Origin of the sequence: Bacteroides sp. An279 (genome assembly GCF_002159615.1) — a bacterium.
Taxonomy (GTDB): domain Bacteria; phylum Bacteroidota; class Bacteroidia; order Bacteroidales; family Bacteroidaceae; genus Phocaeicola; species Phocaeicola intestinalis.
The window spans coordinates 1-19,482 of the sequence record NZ_NFJA01000015.1 but is presented as its reverse complement, the minus strand read 5'-3'; the positions used below and the strand labels follow the sequence as shown (position 1 = coordinate 19,482).

At 51.3% G+C, this 19,482-nt stretch carries 11 protein-coding genes; 9 read left to right on the top strand and 2 right to left on the bottom strand.

Annotated elements, in window-relative coordinates; genetic code table 11:
- Window positions 1–263 precede the first annotated feature (263 nt).
- From gltB to B5F78_RS04400, 8 genes are all read left to right on the top strand, one after another.
- Window positions 264–4,781, top strand: coding sequence for a glutamate synthase large subunit (gene gltB, locus B5F78_RS04435; RefSeq protein ID WP_087406134.1), 4,518 nt, complete (start codon window positions 264–266; stop codon window positions 4,779–4,781).
- A gap of 108 nt (window positions 4,782–4,889) precedes the next feature.
- Window positions 4,890–6,236 (top strand): glutamate synthase subunit beta, encoded by a 1,347-nt coding sequence (locus tag B5F78_RS04430; protein ID WP_022041062.1) that lies wholly within the window; start codon window positions 4,890–4,892, stop codon window positions 6,234–6,236.
- Between the two features lie 182 nt (window positions 6,237–6,418).
- Entirely contained in the window at window positions 6,419–8,110 is a 1,692-nt protein-coding gene (asnB, locus tag B5F78_RS04425; RefSeq protein ID WP_022041061.1) for an asparagine synthase B, read from the top strand.
- Window positions 8,111–8,263: 153 nt separating this feature from the next.
- Window positions 8,264–9,064, top strand: a complete 801-nt coding sequence (gene dapF, locus B5F78_RS04420; RefSeq protein ID WP_022041060.1) for a diaminopimelate epimerase — start codon at window positions 8,264–8,266, stop codon at window positions 9,062–9,064.
- A 170-nt stretch (window positions 9,065–9,234) separates the two neighbouring features.
- On the top strand, window positions 9,235–10,461 hold the full coding sequence (locus B5F78_RS04415; protein WP_087207720.1) for an LL-diaminopimelate aminotransferase: 1,227 nt from the start codon (window positions 9,235–9,237) through the stop codon (window positions 10,459–10,461).
- A 370-nt stretch (window positions 10,462–10,831) separates the two neighbouring features.
- Window positions 10,832–12,337 (top strand): 4Fe-4S binding protein, encoded by a 1,506-nt coding sequence (locus B5F78_RS04410; protein WP_087406133.1) that lies wholly within the window; start codon window positions 10,832–10,834, stop codon window positions 12,335–12,337.
- 123 nt (window positions 12,338–12,460) lie between these two features.
- Complete coding sequence (locus B5F78_RS04405) at window positions 12,461–13,837, top strand: aldo/keto reductase (RefSeq protein WP_087406132.1); 1,377 nt, start codon at window positions 12,461–12,463, stop codon at window positions 13,835–13,837.
- Window positions 13,838–14,021: 184 nt separating this feature from the next.
- Window positions 14,022–14,432 (top strand): DUF1893 domain-containing protein, encoded by a 411-nt coding sequence (locus B5F78_RS04400; protein ID WP_087207715.1) that lies wholly within the window; start codon window positions 14,022–14,024, stop codon window positions 14,430–14,432.
- Between the two features lie 540 nt (window positions 14,433–14,972).
- On the opposite strand, the gene B5F78_RS04395 is transcribed toward B5F78_RS04400, so the two are convergent.
- Window positions 14,973–15,674, bottom strand: a complete 702-nt coding sequence (locus B5F78_RS04395) for a Crp/Fnr family transcriptional regulator (protein ID WP_087207713.1) — start codon at window positions 15,672–15,674, stop codon at window positions 14,973–14,975.
- Between the two features lie 118 nt (window positions 15,675–15,792).
- On the opposite strand from B5F78_RS04395, the gene B5F78_RS04390 reads away from it, so the two are divergent.
- Window positions 15,793–17,994 carry a DUF5686 family protein gene (locus B5F78_RS04390; protein WP_087406146.1) on the top strand — a complete coding sequence of 734 codons (2,202 nt, stop codon included), beginning with the start codon at window positions 15,793–15,795 and terminating at the stop codon, window positions 17,992–17,994.
- Between the two features lie 53 nt (window positions 17,995–18,047).
- On the opposite strand, the gene B5F78_RS04385 is transcribed toward B5F78_RS04390, so the two are convergent.
- Complete coding sequence (locus tag B5F78_RS04385) at window positions 18,048–19,205, bottom strand: glycosyltransferase (RefSeq protein ID WP_087406145.1); 1,158 nt, start codon at window positions 19,203–19,205, stop codon at window positions 18,048–18,050.
- Window positions 19,206–19,482 lie beyond the last annotated feature (277 nt).

Here is a 19,482-nt window from a genome sequence, read left to right as displayed (position 1 = left end):
TCTGTGGCAATAGAAGCCGATGGAATGTTGAGCTATAAAAAGCCTTATTCTTTTATATTGTAATTAAAACAATTTGTTTTGCTTATGATATGTTTGATTGGCAAGGGTTATTCGAGCAGATTGAAAGTACAGCGGCGGGCACTTGATATTTCTTGAAACAAAAACGGCCTGTAGGTGTACACGATGAACGTAGTATCTGTATCTTTGCGAGCAAAGAGATAGATACAAACGACTAAACAGTAGTAAAAAGAAAGCAAACACCAATGAAAGAGGAAACTTTTATCAGAATGGAGAGCAGCGCAGCTACAGACGTACAACAAACGGGATTATACGATGCTGCATACGAGCACGATGCTTGCGGTGTGGGAATGATTGTAGACATTCATGGCAACAAGTCGCACGAACTGGTGGACTCGGCACTGAAAGTGCTGGAGAATATGAAACACCGCGGGGCGGAAGGTGCCGACAACAAGACCGGAGACGGTGCCGGCATCATGGTACAGATTCCTCATGAGTTTATCTTGTTGCAAGGCATACCGGTGCCTGAAAAAGGAAAGTACGGCACAGGGTTGGTCTTCCTGCCCAAGGACGAGCAGGAACAGGCACGCATCCTGAGCATCATGATAGAGGAAATAGAGCGTGAAGGGCTTACCCTGATGCACCTGCGGAGCGTACCGGTCAACTCTTCCATCCTGGGGCAAAGCGCACAGGAGACGGAGCCGGCTATCAAGCAAGTGTTCATCACCGGTGCCACGGACGTGGAAAACCTGGAACGTACCTTGTATATCATACGCAAGAAAATCGAGAAGCGGATACAACACAAAGACTTCTACATAGTGTCATTGTCCAGCAAGAACATTATTTATAAAGGTATGCTCTCGTCGGTGCAAGTACGCGAGTATTTCCAGGATCTGACACAACCTTACTTTACCAGCGGGCTTGCCATCGTGCATTCCCGCTTCAGCACCAACACCTTCCCCACGTGGAGCCTTGCCCAGCCTTTCCGCCTCTTGGCGCATAACGGCGAAATCAATACCATCCGGGGAAACCGTGCATGGATGGAAGCCCGGGAAAGTGTGCTTTCTACGCCTACTCTGGGCAATGTAAAGGATATCCGTCCCATCATCCAGCCGGGCATGAGTGATAGCGCCTCGCTGGACAATGTATTGGAGTTTTTCGTGATGTCGGGCTTGAGCCTGCCTCATGCCATGGCGATGCTGGTGCCCGAATCGTTCAACGACAAAAATCCTATCAGCGAAGACCTGAAAGCATTCTACGAATACCATTCCATCCTGATGGAACCGTGGGACGGACCTGCCGCCCTGCTTTTCAGCGACGGAAGGTATGCCGGAGGTATGTTGGACCGTAACGGCTTGCGTCCGGCACGCTACCTCATTACGAAAAATGACATGATGGTGGTGGCAAGCGAGGCTGGTGTCATCAGCTTCGAGCCGGAGACCATCAAGGAAAAAGGACGCCTCCAGCCGGGAAAGATATTGCTTATCGATACCCAGGAAGGCAAAATCTATTACGACGGGGAATTGAAAGAACAGCTTGCATCGGCACGCCCGTACCGCCAATGGCTTTCTGCCAACCGCATCGAGCTGAACACCCTGAAGAGCGGGCGGAAGGTGGAAAATACCGTGCCCGATTTCGAGCGTAAGCTCCGTGCCTTCGGTTTCACGCGCGAGGACATCGAACGCACGCTGACACCGATGTGCACCAACGGTGCCGAACCTACGGCATCCATGGGAAACGATACCCCGCTGGCGGTGCTGAGCGACATGCCTCAGTTGCTATTCAACTATTTCCGCCAGCAGTTCGCACAAGTGACCAACCCTGCTATCGACCCGATACGCGAGGAACTGGTGATGTCGCTCACTGAATACATCGGGGCGGTGGGCACCAACATCCTCTTGCCCAGCGAAAGCCATTGCAAGATGGTACGCCTTCCGCATCCCATCCTTACCAATACCGAACTGGACATTCTCTGCAACATCCGCTATAAGGGCTTCAATACCGTGAAGCTTCCTGCGCTCTTCGAAGTCAGCAAAGGGAAGGCAGGATTGCAGGAAGCCCTGACCCAGTTGTGCAAGAAAGCCGAACAATCGGTAGATGATGGCGTAAACTATATCATCCTGTCGGATAGAGGCATCGATACGGAACACGCCGCCATCCCGTCCCTGCTTGCCGTAAGTGCCGTGCACCATCACCTTATCAGCGTGCAGAAACGTGTACAGACCGCGCTGATTGTAGAAAGCGGAGAGGTGCGCGAGGTGATGCATGCCGCCCTGCTTCTGGGATACGGGGCAAGTGCCTTCAATCCGTACATGGCATTTGCGGTATTGGACGAACTGGTGAAACGCAACGAAATCCAAATGAACTATGAAACCGCGGAAAAGAACTACATCAAGGCTATCTGCAAGGGATTGTATAAGGTGATGAGCAAGATGGGCATCAGTACCATCCGTTCGTACCGCGGCGCCAAGATATTCGAAGCCGTCGGGCTGAGTGAAGAATTGCTGAAGGCTTATTTCGGCACCGGAACGTCTTCGGTGGGAGGCATCCGGCTGGAAGAGATAGCCAAAGACTATATCACGTTCCACGACAACGGGTTCATGCCGGATGAAGTAGAGCCTTTATTGCCGCATATCGGACAGTTCTCTTACCGGAAAGACGGAGAGAAACATGCCTGGAACCCTGAAACCATCAGTGCCCTTCAGCTCGCCACACGCACGGGAAGCTATGCCAAGTTCAAGGAATACACCCGCAAGGCGGACGAGAAAGAGCATCCCATTTTCTTGCGCGACTTCTTCTCCTTCAAGCGCAACCCCATTTCGGTAGAAGAAGTGGAGCCGGTAGAGGATATAGTGAAACATTTCGTGACGGGAGCCATGTCGTTCGGCGCCATCAGCAAGGAAGCCCACGAGGCAATGACGCTTGCGATGAACAAGCTGGGCACACGGAGCAATACGGGCGAAGGAGGCGAGGATTCGGACCGCTTTCACGACACGTTCGACGGCATCTCGCTCTGTAGCAAGACCAAGCAGGTGGCATCGGGACGTTTCGGAGTGACCGCCGAATACCTGGTGAATGCCGAAGAGATACAAATCAAGGTGGCACAGGGAGCCAAGCCCGGTGAAGGCGGACAGCTTCCGGGCTTCAAGGTGAACGAGGTCATCGCCCGTACGCGCCATTCCATTCCGGGCATCTCATTGATTTCACCTCCGCCCCATCACGATATCTACTCCATCGAGGATTTGGCTCAGCTCATCTTTGACTTGAAGAACGTGAATCCGAAAGCCCAAATCAGCGTGAAGCTGGTGGCAGAGAGCGGTATCGGAACCATAGCCGCCGGCGTAGCGAAGGCGAAAGCCGACCTGATTGTGATTTCGGGAGCCGAAGGAGGCACAGGGGCTTCGCCCGCCTCATCAATGCGCTATGCGGGCATCCCGCCCGAAATAGGGTTGAGCGAGACTCAGCAGACACTGGTGCTGAACGGTTTGCGCGGACAGGTACGCCTGCAGACCGACGGACAACTGAAGACCGGACGGGATGTTATCAGCATGGCATTGCTGGGAGCCGAAGAGTTCGGTTTCGGTACGGCGGCACTGATTGTCTTGGGATGTGTGATGATGCGTAAGTGCCACGCCAACACGTGCCCGGTGGGCGTAGCTACCCAGAATCCGGAGTTACGCGACCATTTCCGCGGGAAATACGAATATGTAGTCAATTTCTTCCGCTTCCTGGCACAGGAGGTGCGCGAGTATCTTGCCGAAATGGGCTTTAAGCACCTCGATGACATTGTAGGACGTACCGACCTCATCGAAATCAAGCCCCGTCAAATGGGAAGCAAGGCAGCCCTACTCGACTTCGGCCGCATCCTGCATCAGGTGAACAACGGGTCGGCACTGCACAATGTCACTACACAAAAGCACGATATAGATAATGTGAAAGACGTAGCGATGCTTGCCGCTGCCCGTGAGGCGTTGGAGAGCAAGAAAGAAGTATCGCTGGAATATGCCATTGCCAATACCGACCGTGCAGTAGGCACGATGCTCTCGGGAGCCGTAGCGTTGAAGTATGGTGAGGCAGGCTTGCCCGACCAGACCATCAACGTGAAGTTCAAAGGCTCGGCAGGACAGAGTTTCGGCGCTTTCCTGACCCACGGCATCAGCTTCAAGCTGGAAGGGGAAGCCAACGATTATTTGGGCAAGGGCTTGAGCGGAGGCCACATTTCAGTACAGCCTCCTGTACGGAGCAATTTCGATGCCGAGAAGAATACCATCGTGGGCAATACCCTGCTCTACGGTGCTACAAGCGGCGAAGTGTATATTAACGGACGTGCCGGAGAGCGGTTTGCGGTGCGCAATTCGGGTGCCATAGCCGTAGTAGAAGGCGTAGGCGACCATTGTTGCGAATACATGACCGGCGGTCGGGTGGTCGTATTGGGAGAAACCGGACGTAACTTTGCCGCCGGTATGAGCGGAGGCGTGGCTTACGTGTGGGACAAGAACCACAACTTCGACTATTTCTGCAACATGGAAATGGTGGAACTCTCCTTGCTGGAAGACTCCACCGCCCGTAAGGAACTGCACGAACTGGTACGCCAGCATTACCTCTACACGGGGTCGCAATTGGCACGCACCATGCTCGACAACTGGAGCCGTTACGTAGACGAGTTCATTCAGGTGACGCCGATTGAATACAAGAAGGTGCTTGCCGAAGAGCAGATGCGCAAACTCCAGCAAAAGATTGCCGAAGTGCAAAGAGACTACTAAATATAAATTAAGAATGAAGAATTAAGAATGAAGAATGGGTAGATGTCACTCTTCATTCCTCGTTCCTGATTCTTCATTCCTCATTCTTAATTCTTCATTTAATATATTATGGGAAATCCTAAAGCATTCTTAACCATACCCCGTCAGGAAGCCGGCTACCGGCCGATACACGAACGGATTACTGACTTCAGTGAAGTAGAACAGACACTCAATACCAGCGACCGCAAATTGCAAGCCTCGCGCTGTATGGATTGCGGCGTACCCTTCTGCCATTGGGCATGCCCGCTGGGCAACCGCCCGCCCGAATTTCAGGACGCAATGTATAAAGGAAAGTGGGAAGAAGCCTTCCAGATACTGAGCCGCACCAATGACTTTCCGGAGTTTACCGGACGCATCTGCCCCGCCTTGTGCGAGAAGAGCTGCGTGCTGCAACTGAGTATTCATGCGCCGGTCACCATCCGCGAAGATGAAGCCGCCATCATCGAAGCGGCGTTCCGCGAAGGCTACATCAAGCCGAAACACTATCCGCGCAACGGGAAGAAAGTGGCGGTTATCGGGTCGGGACCTGCCGGGCTTGCCGCTGCCAACCAGCTGAACAAGAAAGGATATGAAGTAACCGTATTCGAGAAGTTGGAATACATCGGCGGATTGCTACGCTTCGGCATCCCCAACTTCAAACTGGGAAAGAACATCATCGACCGGCGCATCAGGCTGATGGAAGCAGAAGGGGTGACGTTCAAGCCCAATACTGAAATCAACGTGCAGAAGCTGCCCGAAGGCTTCGACGCTTATTGCGTATGCACCGGCACCCCCCAGGCACGCGACCTCGCCATCCCCGGACGAGACCTGAAAGGCATCCATTTCGCAATGGAGATGCTGGCACAACAAAACCGGGTACTTGCCGGACAGACCTTCACGAAAGAAGAGCGCATCGATGCCCGAGGCAAACACGTGCTGGTGATAGGCGGAGGCGATACCGGAAGTGATTGCATCGGCACAAGCAACCGCCAAGGAGCAGCAAGCGTGACACAAATCGAGATTATGCCCAAGCCGCCCGTAGGAGATAATCCAGCCACGCCTTGGCCCCAATGGCCCGTAGTGCTGAAAACCAGCAGCAGCCACGAAGAAGGATGCACACGCCGCTGGAGTTTGTCGTCCACTAAATTCATCGGGAAAAACGGGCACGTGTGTGGTGTGGAAGTGGAAGAAGTGGAATGGGTGCCTGCGGAAGGCGGAGGACGCCCTGTAATGAAACCCACCGGCAAGAAGGAAGTCATCAAGGCAGACTTGGTATTGCTCGCCATGGGATTCCTGAAGCCGGAAGCTCCCCAGCTTCCCCCGAATGCTTTCCTGGCAGGGGATGCCGCTACCGGCGCCAGCCTCGTAGTGAAATGCATCGCCGGAGGACGGAAAGCCGCCGAAAGCATCGACCGTTTCCTTTCACCTAAAAATTAAGGATGCATTGAAACGCAGATTATTTTAATTTACGATTTGACAATTTACTATCTACTATTGGGCATTAAATCGTACTTCGTAAATCGAAAAATAGTAAATCAAAATAATCTGTGTTAATCTGCGAAAATCTGTGTTTCAACCTCAACCCCCAAAAACTCACAAACTTAAAAACTCACAAACTTATGTGTGGAATAGTCAGCATATTCAATATCAAGGAACAAACCAAACCGCTCCGCGACAAGGCACTTGCCATGGCAAAGAAAATACGTCACCGCGGACCCGACTGGAGCGGAATCTATTGCGGGCGGACCGCTATCCTTGCCCACGAGCGTTTGTCCATTGTCGACCCCCAAAGCGGAAAGCAACCCCTTTTCTCGCCCGACCATAAACAAATACTTGCCGTAAACGGCGAAATCTATAACCACCTGGACATCCGCAAGCGGTATGCGGGCAAGTACCAGTTCCAGACGGGAAGTGATTGCGAGGTGATTCTCGCCCTCTACCGCGACAAGGGCATCCACTTCCTGGAGGAACTGAACGGCATTTTCGCCTTCGCCCTCTACGACGAGGAGCAGGACACCTTCCTTATTGCCCGTGACCCCATCGGCGTCATCCCCCTTTACATCGGCTATGATGCCGACGGCAAGGTGTATTGTGCCAGCGAACTGAAGGCACTCGAAGGTTTTTGCGACCGCTACGAACCTTTCCTGCCCGGACACTATTACGATAGCAAGGAGGGAAAGATGACGCGCTGGTACACCCGCGACTGGATGTCGTACGATGCCGTAAAGGATAATCCGGCATCCGTGGAAGAACTGCGTGAGGCACTCGAAGCCGCCGTACGCCGCCAGCTGATGAGCGACGTGCCCTACGGTGTGCTGCTTTCGGGAGGGCTGGACAGCTCGGTCATTTCCGCCGTTGCCAAGAAATACGCTTCCCGCCGCGTGGAAAGCAACGGGAAACAGGAGGCATGGTGGCCTCAGCTGCACTCGTTCGCCGTGGGGCTGAAAGGTGCGCCCGACCTGGCGAAGGCACGCGAGGTGGCAGACCACATCGGCACCGTGCACCACGAAATCAACTACACCATTCAGGAGGGGCTGGACGCCGTGCGCGATGTGATTTATTTCATCGAGACCTACGACGTAACCACCGTGCGCGCCTCTACGCCGATGTATCTTCTGGCACGCGTCATCAAGAGCATGGGCATCAAGATGGTGCTGAGCGGCGAAGGAGCCGATGAAGTGTTCGGCGGATACCTTTACTTCCACAAGGCGCCCGATGCGCGTGCGTTCCACGAAGAAACCCTCCGCAAGCTCTCCAAGCTCTACCTTTACGATTGCCTGCGTGCCAACAAGTCGCTCGCGGCATGGGGCGTGGAAGGGCGCGTGCCTTTCCTCGACAAGGAGTTCCTCGACGTGGCGATGCGGCTCAACCCTGCCGCCAAGATGTGCCCCGGAAAGACCATCGAAAAGAAAATCGTGCGCGAGGCATTTCAGGATATGCTCCCGGAAGGAGTGGCATGGCGCCAGAAAGAGCAGTTCAGCGACGGGGTGGGCTACAGCTGGATAGATACGCTGAAAGCCGTCACTTCGCAAGCCGTAAGCGACGAACAGATGGCACATGCCGCCGAGCGTTTCCCCGTCAACACCCCGATGAACAAGGAAGAGTATTATTACCGCAGCATTTTCGAAGAGTATTTCCCCAGCGAGAGCGCCGCCCGAAGCGTGCCCAGCGTGCCCAGCGTGGCTTGCTCCACCGCCGAGGCGCTTGCTTGGGACGAGGCTTTCAAGAACATGAACGAGCCGAGCGGACGCGCTGTAGCAGGGGTGCACGAGGAGGCATACGCCAAAGTTTCACAGGAATTAAGGAGTTAAGAAGTTAAGGAGTTAAGGAGTTAAGTCAATACTTTTACTAATGCTTCCACCAACAAAACTATTGGCTTAACTCCTAACGGAGCGTAGCGGAGTGATAACTCCCTTTTAACTCCTGATTGGCATTATTAATTATTAACTATTAACTATTAATTAATGAAGATAGAATTTACCAAAATGCAAGGGGCAGGCAACGACTACATCTACGTCAACACCCTGATATATCCCCTGCCGAATCCCGAAGAGCTGGCGGTGGCGTGGAGCCGCCCCCATACGGGCATCGGAAGCGACGGGCTGGTGCTGATAGGCTCGTCCGGCAAGGCGGATTTCAGCATGCGCATTTTCAACGCTGACGGTTCGGAAGCCAAGATGTGTGGCAACGCCAGCCGCTGCATCGGAAAGTATGTGTACGAGTACGGTCTGACCCGTAAGACCGAAGTGACTCTCGACACGCTTTCGGGCATCAAGACCCTCCGCCTGCATGTGGAAGACGGCAAGGTGGACGCCGTGACGGTGGATATGGGCATCCCGGCGGATATTCATCCCGTCGATTTGGGCGAGGGGTATCCTTATCGCGAAGGCATTGCCGTATCGATGGGCAACCCGCATCTGGTGATTTTCGTGGACGATATGGAGCAGGTGGATTTGCCCCGTGTGGGACCGGTACTGGAACATCATCCGCTCTTCCCCGACCGTGTGAACGTGGAGTTCGCGCAGGTATTGGCTCCCGGCCGTGTCCGCATGCGTGTATGGGAACGCGGTTCGGGCATCACGATGGCATGCGGCACCGGAGCGTGCGCCACCGCCGTGGCATCGGCATACACCCACCGTTGCCCCGGAGAATCGGACATCATCATGGACGGGGGCACGCTCCGCATCCGCTGGGCAGGCGAAGGCACCCGCCTCTTCATGACCGGCCCCGCCGAGAAAGTATTCGACGGTGTGATAACCGTGTGATTGATTATTTGAAACGCAGATTAACGCGGATTATTTTAATTTACGATTTGACAATTTACTATCTACTATTGGGCATTAAATCGTACTTCGTAAATCGAAAAATAGTAAATCAAAATAATCTGTGTTAATCTGCGGAAATCTGCGTTTCAAAAAAAACTCAAAAACTCAATATGGCACTACTCAACGAACATTTCCTGAAACTGAAGGGGAGCTACCTCTTCTCCGATATAGCGAAAAAAGTAAAGGCTTATCAAGTAACCCATCCGGGTGAACAAATCATCCGCCTGGGCATCGGTGATGTGACCCGTCCCCTGCCGCAGGCATCCATCGAGGCAATGCACCGCGCCGTGGACGAAATGGCATCATCCGCGACCTTCCACGGCTACGGTCCCGAGCAGGGATACGATTTCCTGATAGAAACCATCATCAAGCACGACTTCGCGCCGCGCGGCATCCAGCTCAGCCCCTCCGAAGTATTCATCAGCGACGGGGCGAAGAGCGACACGGGCAATATCGGCGAACTCTTGCGTTGGGATAACAGTATGGGCATCACCGATCCGGTCTATCCTGCCTATATCGACAGCAACGTGATGTGCGGGCGTGCCGGTACGTTGGGTGAAGACGGACGCTGGAGCAACATTACTTACCTGCCCTGCACCGCCGCAAACGGCTTTGTCCCAGCCATCCCCGACCACCGCATCGACCTGATCTACCTGTGCTATCCCAATAACCCTACAGGCACCACGCTCACGCGCGACCAGCTGAAGCAATGGGTCGACTATGCGCTGGCTAACGATACGCTCATCATCTTCGATGCCGCCTACGAGGCTTACATCCACGATGACGATGTTCCCCATTCCATCTACGAGATACGCGGGGCGAAAAAAGTAGCCATCGAGATACGCAGCTTCTCGAAAACCGCCGGCTTTACGGGCGTGCGTTGCGGCTATACCGTGGTGCCCAAGGAAGTGACCGCCGCTACCCTCGATGACGAGCGCGTCCCGCTCAATCCCTTGTGGAACCGGCGCCAGTGCACCAAGTTCAACGGCACCAGCTACATCACCCAGCGTGGTGCCGAGGCGGTCTATTCGCCCGAAGGCAGGGCACAGGTGAAGGAAACCATCGCCTACTATATGGAAAACGCCCGTACGATGCGCGAAGGTCTGACCCGTGCCGGCTACCGGGTGTTCGGAGGCATAAACGCGCCTTATCTGTGGGTGCAGGCTCCCGAAGGGATGACCTCGTGGAAGTTCTTCGACGAGCTGCTTTACCGTGCCCACATCGTCAGCACGCCCGGCGTAGGCTTCGGCCCCAGCGGCGAAGGCTACCTGCGCCTCACCGCCTTCGGCAAGCGCGAGGATTGCGAGGAAGCCATCCGGCGTATCGGCAAGCTCTGATATTTCACCACAGAGGCACACAGAGTTTTTATTTATTGAATATCCGCAAACATCCCATGTAGGGGCGTATCGCATACGCCCTGAAGACATCCACGTGGATTAGTTGACGTATTCGGGCGTATGCGATACGCCCCTACAAGGCAATTGGGTGAAATGCGGATATTCAAATTTTATTTTTTTCTGTGTGCCTCTGTGCCTTTCATTACGCTGGATTACAAATCCAGCGTGACAAAATCTAGCATGACAAATTAAGAATAAACTTAGACCTGATATAAATTATCGGCATTAAGAAAGTTTTGTTATCTGCCTGATACCATAAAAAACATTTACTTCTAATTTTGTGACATGAAATAACAAAAGACCACTCATTATGTTGCAAAAAATCAGACAAGTAATAGCTTTCCTATTCTTTTGCATCGTCACGCTTTTGTTCCTCGACTTTACAGGGACATTGCATGCATGGTTCGGATGGATGGCTAAGATTCAGTTCTTGCCGGCTGTATTGGCACTCAATGCCGGCGTTGTGCTCCTTCTTATAGTGCTTACTTTCGTATGCGGACGCATTTACTGTTCCGTTATCTGCCCGTTGGGAGTCTTTCAAGACATCGTGGCGCGGATAGGACGAGGGAAGAAAAAACTTCCTTATACGTATTCGAAAGCGAAAAACGTGTTGCGTTATAGCGTATTGGTCGTGTTCTTGGCGTTGATGGCAGGCGGACTCACTTCGATTGCCGCACTGGTTGCCCCTTATAGCGCCTACGGAAGAATCGCCAACAACCTGTTTGCTCCCGTTTACCAGTGGGGAAACAACCTGCTGGCCTATTTTGCAGAACGTGCCGACAGCTACGCTTTCTATGAAACCGAGGTGTGGCTGAAGAGCCTTCCGACATTCCTCATCGCCCTGCTTACCTTTATAATAATAGGTGTATTGGCGTGGCGGAACGGACGTACGTATTGCAATACCATCTGTCCTGTAGGGACCGTGTTGGGGGTTATCTCTAAATTTTCGTTGTTCCGCATCGAAATCGATAAAGAGAAATGCAGGAAATGCAACTTGTGCGCACGCCGTTGCAAGGCAGCTTGCATTGATATTCCGAATGCAGCTGTAGACCATAGCCGGTGCGTGACTTGCTTCGACTGCCTGAAGCAATGCAAGCACGATGCCATCCACTATCGTTTTGCCTACGGAAAGAAAGAAGCCGCTCCGTCACAACCTACTTCGCAACCCAAGGATAAGGGACGGCGTGAGGTACTGGCAGGGTCGTTGTTGCTCCTTGCCTCCGCAGCCAAGGCACAGGCTGTAAAGAAAGCCGAAATCGTCAAACTGGACGGCGGGCTTGCTGACATCATCGACAAGCAGGCACCGAAACGCCAGACTCCGATTACTCCTCCGGGTTCGCAGAGCGCACGTAATATGCAGCAACATTGCACCGCTTGCCAGCTTTGCGTATCGGTCTGCCCCAACGAAGTGCTCCGTCCTTCTTCTTCGCTTGACACGTTCATGCAACCTACCGCATCGTACGAACGCGGTTATTGCCGCCCCGAATGCACGAAATGTTCGGAAGTCTGTCCGACGGGTGCCATTCACCTGATAGATAAAGCCGAAAAGTCTGCCATCCAGATAGGCCACGCCGTATGGGTGAAAGAACGTTGCATCCCACTCACCGATGGACAAGCATGTGGAAACTGTGCGCGCCATTGCCCTACAGGCGCTATCACCATGATACCTTCCGACCCGTCGGATTCCGAATCTCTCAAGATTCCGGCAGTAGACACCGAGAAGTGCATCGGATGTGGAGCCTGTGAGAACCTGTGTCCGGCACGCCCGCTCAGCGCCATCTACGTAGAAGGCCACGAAGTCCACCGAATCATTTAAGCTGAAACGCAAATTCACGCAGATTTCCGCAGACTATATATCAGACTCATTTTCCTTATAAATCTGCGTTAATCTGCGATAATCCGCGTTTCTAAAAATCAGAACGAATAAAAAATTGCTATTATGAACAAACAAGATAACCGCATGAACCGCAGGGATTTCCTGAAAATAGTAGGCATCAGCACCGCCGGTACCGCCGCAGCCCTGACGGGATGCTCCCCCAAAGAATCAGCCGAGACATCTGCACAAAGCCCTGTGCCAATAGGCAAGATGACTTACCGCAACTTCCCGCCTTCAAAAGACCAAGTCTCCATTCTGGGCTACGGATGTATGCGCTGGCCTACGCTCCCCGCACCCGAGAAAGGCGGAAACGTCATCGACCAGGAAGAGGTGAACCGCCTGATAGACTACGCCATCGAACACGGAGTGAATTACTTCGATACTGCACCCGTATATGTGCAGGGCTGGTCGGAAACCTCGACAGGCATCGCCCTGAAACGACACCCGAGAGAAAAATACTTCATCGCCACCAAGATGTCGAACTTCGACCTTACGGACTTCAAGTCGAGCGTAGAAATGTACCACGACTCGATGAAGAAGCTCCAGACGGACTACATCGACTACTACCTGCTCCACTCGCTGGGCAACACCGGCAAGCGCAGCTTCCAGAACCGCTTCATCGACAACGGCCTGCTCGATTACTTAATCAAGGAGCGTGAGGCAGGACGCATCCGTCACCTCGGCTGGTCATTTCACGGAAGCAAGGAAGAGTTCGACAAGATACTGGCATACCACGAGCAGGTGCACTGGGATTTCATCCAAATCCAGCTGAACTATTCCGACTGGAAGCACGCATCGGGCAGAAACGTCAACGCCGACTACCTGTATGCCGAAATCTCCAAGCGAAACATTCCGATGGTTATCATGGAACCCCTGCAGGGAGGACGCTTGTCGAAAGTGCCCGAACACATCGTAGCACGTCTGAAGACACGCAACCCCGAAAACAGCGTCGCTTCGTGGGCATTCCGCTTTGCCGGCACACCGCCCATGGTGCTCACCGTACTGAGCGGCATGACCTACATGGAGCATCTGCAAGACAACATCCGCACCTATTCGCCGCTGGTTCCTCTCACCCAGGAGGAACAGCAATTCCTGCTCGATACCGCCGAGCTGATGCTCAAATACCCCACCATCCCATGCAACAACTGCCAATACTGCATGCCTTGCCCCTATGGCATCGACATTCCGGGGGTATTGCTCCACTACAACAAATGTGTGAACGAAGGCAATATGCCGCAAAGCAAGCTCGACCCCAACTACGCCGAGGCACGCCGCACCTTCCTGATAGGCTACGACCGCAGCGTGCCGAAGTTGCGCCAGGCATCCCACTGCATCGGGTGTGAGCAATGCAATCCGCATTGCCCGCAATACATCGATATCCCACGCGAAATGCAACGCATCGACCAGTATGTGGAAAAATTGAAGCAGGAAACATTGTGAATTAGGAGTTAGAGGGAGTTAAGAAGTTAAGGAGTTAAGCCAATACCTTCACTCCTGCTTCCACCAACAAAACTATTGGCTTAACTCCTAACGAAGCGGAGCGGAGTGATAACTCCTTTTAACTCCTTAACTCCTGATTGGCATAAATCGTAAATAGTAAATCGCAAAATCGTAAATAAAAAAGATGAACCAACTTATCTCCCTCCTCCATGCAGGAGGTTATTCGTGCGTCATTGCCAACCGTGGTGAGACGCGCACGTTTACGCAACGTGGCGTAGCCGATCTTTATACCTTATATAATAATGACCCTGCTTTTATGCAAGGTGCTACCATAGCCGACAAAGTCATCGGCAAGGGAGCCGCCGCCCTGATGATATTGGGCGGAATGACGGAAGTCTATGCCGATGTGTTAAGCACCCCCGCACGAAAGTTATTCGAACAATATGGAGTAAAAGTGTCTTGCGCACAGGAAGTGCCTCACATCATCAACCGCCAGCAGACCGGATATTGCCCATTGGAAACAGCATGCGGAGAAGAAACCGACCTGCAACGGCTTTACCAGATTATCACCGATTTCGTTATGGCGCACAAATGAGAAACTGTTCTGAATTTTTCCAAAAAGTTTCTTATACTATATGCGGTATAGATTTATGATTTTAATGAAACATAACTATTCACCACAGAGGCCACAGAGTGCCACAGAAGAATAGGTCAATTAAACAATATGCTAATGTGAAAATAAATTAGCACATTGCCCTATTATTCATTGACACATTAAATCTGTGTACCTGTGTCCTCCGTAGTGAGAAAGGCAGCTACATTGCCTTTCCAGAAGGAATTATAAGTATCAGCAGTTTCAATGCACTGAAACTGAAGTTTCAAGATATATAAACTATAGTTTCAATGCAAATAAACTATAGTTTCAGTATAATAAAACCAGGCTGAAACCAGGCTGCTTTGCCAAAGGCTTCCGGCTGATGCGCCCAATGAAGCTATATGCCTGCGCGGACCAACCGGACAGGGAAAAAGAAAAGCCACGGATTGCACCGGTCTGGATGGAGGTTCGATGGAATGGGAATCGGTGTAATCTGTGGCGGGAAAGTTTTTTGAGGCAATCGTGCCCCTAAAGAGAGAGTTATCCGATTTTACTGATTTTCTTCAGTTTTTCTTCGTCCACAATCTTGATTTTACGCCCGTCGATGATAATCAGTTTCTCGGCGGCAAAGTTCGACAGAGTACGGATAGCATTCGATGTCGTCATATTCGACAAATTGGCAAGGTCTTCACGCGAAAGATAAATACTCAGCGTACACTGGTCTTCCTCCAATCCGTACGTATCTTTCAGGAACAAGAGCGATTCGGCAAGGCGTCCACGGATATGCTTTTGCGTCAGGTTTACCGTACGCGCATCCGAAATACCCAGATCTTTCGACAGCTGACGGATGAAATACATCGCCAACTCCGCATTTTGGACCACCAATTCTTCAATAACAGCCATCGGAATCAGGCACATCGTACAAGGTTCGAAAGCCGCCGCCGCCGTCACAAAGTTTTCATGCGCGAAATAGGCACGATAGGCAAAATATTCCTTGTTCTTCACAACCCGGATAATCTGGCTGCGCCCACCTACTCCGTCCTTATAAATTTTTACCTTGCCATTCAACAGACACATCATATACTGCGGAGTTTCGCCTTCGCAATAAATAACCTCATTTTTCTTGTATTTTTGAATTGTAAAGTTCTGCGCAAGATATTCACGTTGCGCCTCTGTAAGAGGTTGCCATAAATCGGGGATACTTTCGGCAATCTCGGCTTCTGTCAGTTCCTTCTTTACCATAGGTGCTATAAAACGATGTTGTGGAGCACAAAGGTAGTAAGAAAAAATGAAAATCTTTATTTCAAACCCTAAAAATTGCCTCCGTGACACGAGGATTTATTATATATTTGCCTTTAGAATGGCAAATATGAAAATTGTACAGGGTTTTATATGCTGGATTGTCCTGCTCTTACTGGCAATATGTCCGGCACGGGGAGAGATAGGCTCGTTTCAGAAATCTTTACCTCACAAGACTGATGTGCCCGATTCCATCCTGACACATATATTCAATGCCGCCAACTTCTATGCCTCTGAAGTGGAAGAATACAAGGCTGAATTATACTTGAAAGGCCTGCTGAAAATCCACAAACGAAACCGTATCATCAAGTACATCCCTTCGATGTTCCGTTTGGAGAAAGGAGTGAACACATACATCCACGAGTCCATCAGCAAGCTTCACTATACAGCTCCCAGTATCTACGACCGGAAGGTACAGTCGATATCGAGCACGTTTCCGGGAAGCGAAAGCCGTTTCTTCGATATAGCCGACTTCCTGAAGTTCAACCTCTATGCTCCTTCCATCATGGAAGACAAAGTACTTTCCCCACTCAGCAAGGAATCAAGCATCCATTACAATTACCTGCTCGACTCGGTCGCCTACCGCCGTAACGGAAAAATCTACAAGCTGCGTATCATCCCACGCTATCCCAGTACCCAGCTATTGGAAGGGTCGTGCTGGATTTCTTCCAGTGACTGGACCATCCGCTACCTCGATTTTCAAGGGAAATATGACCTGATAACTTTCCACATCACCATGTATATGGGCGACACGCCAGAAACCAAGTACCTGCCACACATGATGAACCTCGACATCCGCTTCAAGTTCCTGCGCAACGATCTGGAAATGAATTGTACTGGCTGGCTCAATTACGAAGAGGTAAAATTTCATAAAAAGTCGGACCTGCCCGACAAATGGTTGACAAAAGAGCAACAGCGATATAACCTGACCGACTCGTACACACTAACCTGCGACACCACCCGGCTCATGCACGACCGTGATTCTTTCGCACGTATCCGTCCGCTACCACTCAGCGATATGGAAGACAGCCTTTACCAAGCTTATAACGAACGCCGTAGAATAAGTCCGGAAGATACACTGAAAGCTCCTCCTACCAAACTCCGCAAAAACCTGGTACTTCTGGGGCAGATGGGCGATGCCTTGATAAGCAGCTATAACATTGACATCAACAAAATAGGAAATATCTCCTGTTCGCCGCTTATCAACCCGTTGTTAATCAGCTATAGCCACCGTAACGGAATCGCTTACCGGCAAGAATTCAAATACAACAAACTGTTTCATAACGGACGGCTGCTTCATCTGGTGCCGCAAATCGGCTATAACTTCACGAAAAAAGAATTTTATGCCAAACTTGACGGAGAATATGTCTACAATCCCCGAAAACACGGAGCCATTTCTGTAAGTGTAGGAAACGGTAACCGCATCTACAGCAGTATCGTGCTCGACCAGCTTCAGGCTCAGCCCGACAGTACATTCAGCTTTGACGGACTGGAACTGGATTACTTCAAGGATGTGTATCTCAACGTTTCGCACAACATCGAAATCATCAACGGGCTGACGTTATGGACCGGTGTATCGATGCATTGGCGTCATGCTGTCAACGGCACTCCCGAAGTGGCACAGCGGGTAAGGTTACGCTACAATAGCTTCGCCCCCCGGCTGCGCATCGAATGGACCCCATGCATGTACCATTATTATACCAACGGCAACCGCAAAGTAAATATAGGTTCACGCTATCCTACTTTCCTTATCGACTATGAACGGGGCATCAAAGTACTGAACAACTCTGGAGCCTACGAACGTTTCGAGTTCTCTGCCGAACAGAAAATCCGGATACGGGGTATGCATACCATTGCCTACCACGTAGGAGGAGGTTTTTTTACCAACCAGGATGACATGTATTTTGTAGATTATGTCAATTTTGCCAACCGCAACCTGCCACAAGGCTGGAACGATGATATCGGCGGCACCTTCCAGATGCTTGATTCACGCTGGTACAATGCCTCACGCCATTACATCCGGGGTAATATGACTTACGAAACACCGTTCTTGCTACTCTATCCGGTAGGCAGTCTGCTGTCCTTCATCCAGAAAGAACGGCTGTATGGGGGCATCCTCTTTATGCCACACCTTAACCCCTATATCGAATTAGGGTATGGCATAGGCACGCACATCTTCGATTTCGGCATTTTCATAGGCAATGAGCAAGGCAAATTCACTTCGGTAGGATGTAAATTCACTTTCGAACTATTCAACCGTTAATCATTCTAGTGCCTCTCCCTGCACATTCTGTGTGGTCTGTGTTCAAAATAAAACTATTTCCTGAGAAAAGCATCCTTCCGGCAAAACCAGAAGCGGATATGGTGTGCCAGACTCCACCACGGGCGCAGCACATCGAAGATTGGTAAAAACACGCCGAACTTCTCGCCCAAATCCCACGCTGTATGATACCATATATGCATCACCGCCAGCAAACGGACCAGCCACAGCCCTGCAGCCATACCTGCCCATATCCATTGCCCGCTTACCAGGCCTACAGCAAAAGCAACGGCACATCCCAGGTGAAACAAGAAACATGTCCACGTTTCCAACGCATTCAGCAACGGTGCCACACCCTGGTAGAAACGTCCCGTCAATACGCTTCCCAACATCTCTTCCCTCCAGCTTTTCCGGGAAACAGGCAATGGCAGACGTACAATGCTTTCCTTTCCCCGTGCTACCCGTGTGTTATACTTGTCGGCAATGGCATTCACCAGCAAATCGTCTTCACCACGCTGCAACTGCAAATGACTGCTGAAGCCCTTGTGTTCCAGATAGGCACGCTTGCGATATGCCAGATTATGCCCAAGTCCCATATAAGGATGCCCGGCAAGTGCCATGCCGAGGTAACGCAGCGAACGGAAAAAAGCATCTGTCCTGACACGCAAGGCAAACATTCCTTTCCCGTACACATAGTTGCTGTAACCCAGCACGATATCGGTTTCGGGTGTCATCTCGCGGGCAAGGCTGCGCAGCCATTCCTTACTTTCGGGTCTGGCATAAGGACTGGTCACTACCACCCATTCGTAATGACTGGCACGTATACCCATCGCCACTCCCAGTTTCTTCCGGCTCACATAACGTGCCGTTTCTGGAATAAACGTATGATACAAATTCGGATATATGTTTGCCAGACGTTTCAATATCAGTTCGTCTTCACCAGCCGACAAATCGTTCACTACAATCACTTCAAATGCCGGATAGTCCTGTTCCAGAATAGCTGCCAGGCTATCGTGCAGCAGCTCGCCCGTATCTTTGGTCACGACAATCACCGAAAGCGGAGGATATTCTACGGGATCCGTTCCAGCATCTTTCCGGAAATGGCGGTGAATCCTGCTGTAAAAGCCGCACATCACACTCATTTGAACCACAAAGAATACGACACATATACCCGCCAACAGGGCAGCAATCGAAGTAAAGTCTATCGTCATCATATCATCTCTTCTAAATAACGGTGCAAAAATAGGGCAAATCTTCATTCGATAGCAACATACGCTGATTTTTTCACCACATAATCTATAAGAACGCAACCGTATTCAGAAACTGAATTCAGAAGCTGTTTTGAATTTCTCCAAAAAGTTTTTCTTGGCTTGATGTATCCTTTTTCGTGTGTGCTTTGGGCGATTTTTTGGTCCTTTTCGCCCCTGTTCTTCGTCAGATAGCCCGCTATCTTCCTCATCACAGAAGCGAAAATGCCTCAAAAACTCATCC

What these genes read in the sequence shown, in the direction of transcription:
- gltB (WP_087406134.1), top strand. Translation starts at nt 264, where the DNA reads ATGAAAGAGGAAACTTTTATCAGAATGGAGAGCAGCGCAGCTACAGAC.
- B5F78_RS04430 (WP_022041062.1), top strand. Translation starts at nt 4,890, where the DNA reads ATGGGAAATCCTAAAGCATTCTTAACCATACCCCGTCAGGAAGCCGGC.
- asnB (WP_022041061.1), top strand. Translation starts at nt 6,419, where the DNA reads ATGTGTGGAATAGTCAGCATATTCAATATCAAGGAACAAACCAAACCG.
- dapF (WP_022041060.1), top strand. Translation starts at nt 8,264, where the DNA reads ATGAAGATAGAATTTACCAAAATGCAAGGGGCAGGCAACGACTACATC.
- B5F78_RS04415 (WP_087207720.1), top strand. Translation starts at nt 9,235, where the DNA reads ATGGCACTACTCAACGAACATTTCCTGAAACTGAAGGGGAGCTACCTC.
- B5F78_RS04410 (WP_087406133.1), top strand. Translation starts at nt 10,832, where the DNA reads ATGTTGCAAAAAATCAGACAAGTAATAGCTTTCCTATTCTTTTGCATC.
- B5F78_RS04405 (WP_087406132.1), top strand. Translation starts at nt 12,461, where the DNA reads ATGAACAAACAAGATAACCGCATGAACCGCAGGGATTTCCTGAAAATA.
- B5F78_RS04400 (WP_087207715.1), top strand. Translation starts at nt 14,022, where the DNA reads ATGAACCAACTTATCTCCCTCCTCCATGCAGGAGGTTATTCGTGCGTC.
- B5F78_RS04395 (WP_087207713.1), bottom strand. Translation starts at nt 15,674, where the DNA reads ATGGTAAAGAAGGAACTGACAGAAGCCGAGATTGCCGAAAGTATCCCC.
- B5F78_RS04390 (WP_087406146.1), top strand. Translation starts at nt 15,793, where the DNA reads ATGGCAAATATGAAAATTGTACAGGGTTTTATATGCTGGATTGTCCTG.
- B5F78_RS04385 (WP_087406145.1), bottom strand. Translation starts at nt 19,205, where the DNA reads ATGATGACGATAGACTTTACTTCGATTGCTGCCCTGTTGGCGGGTATA.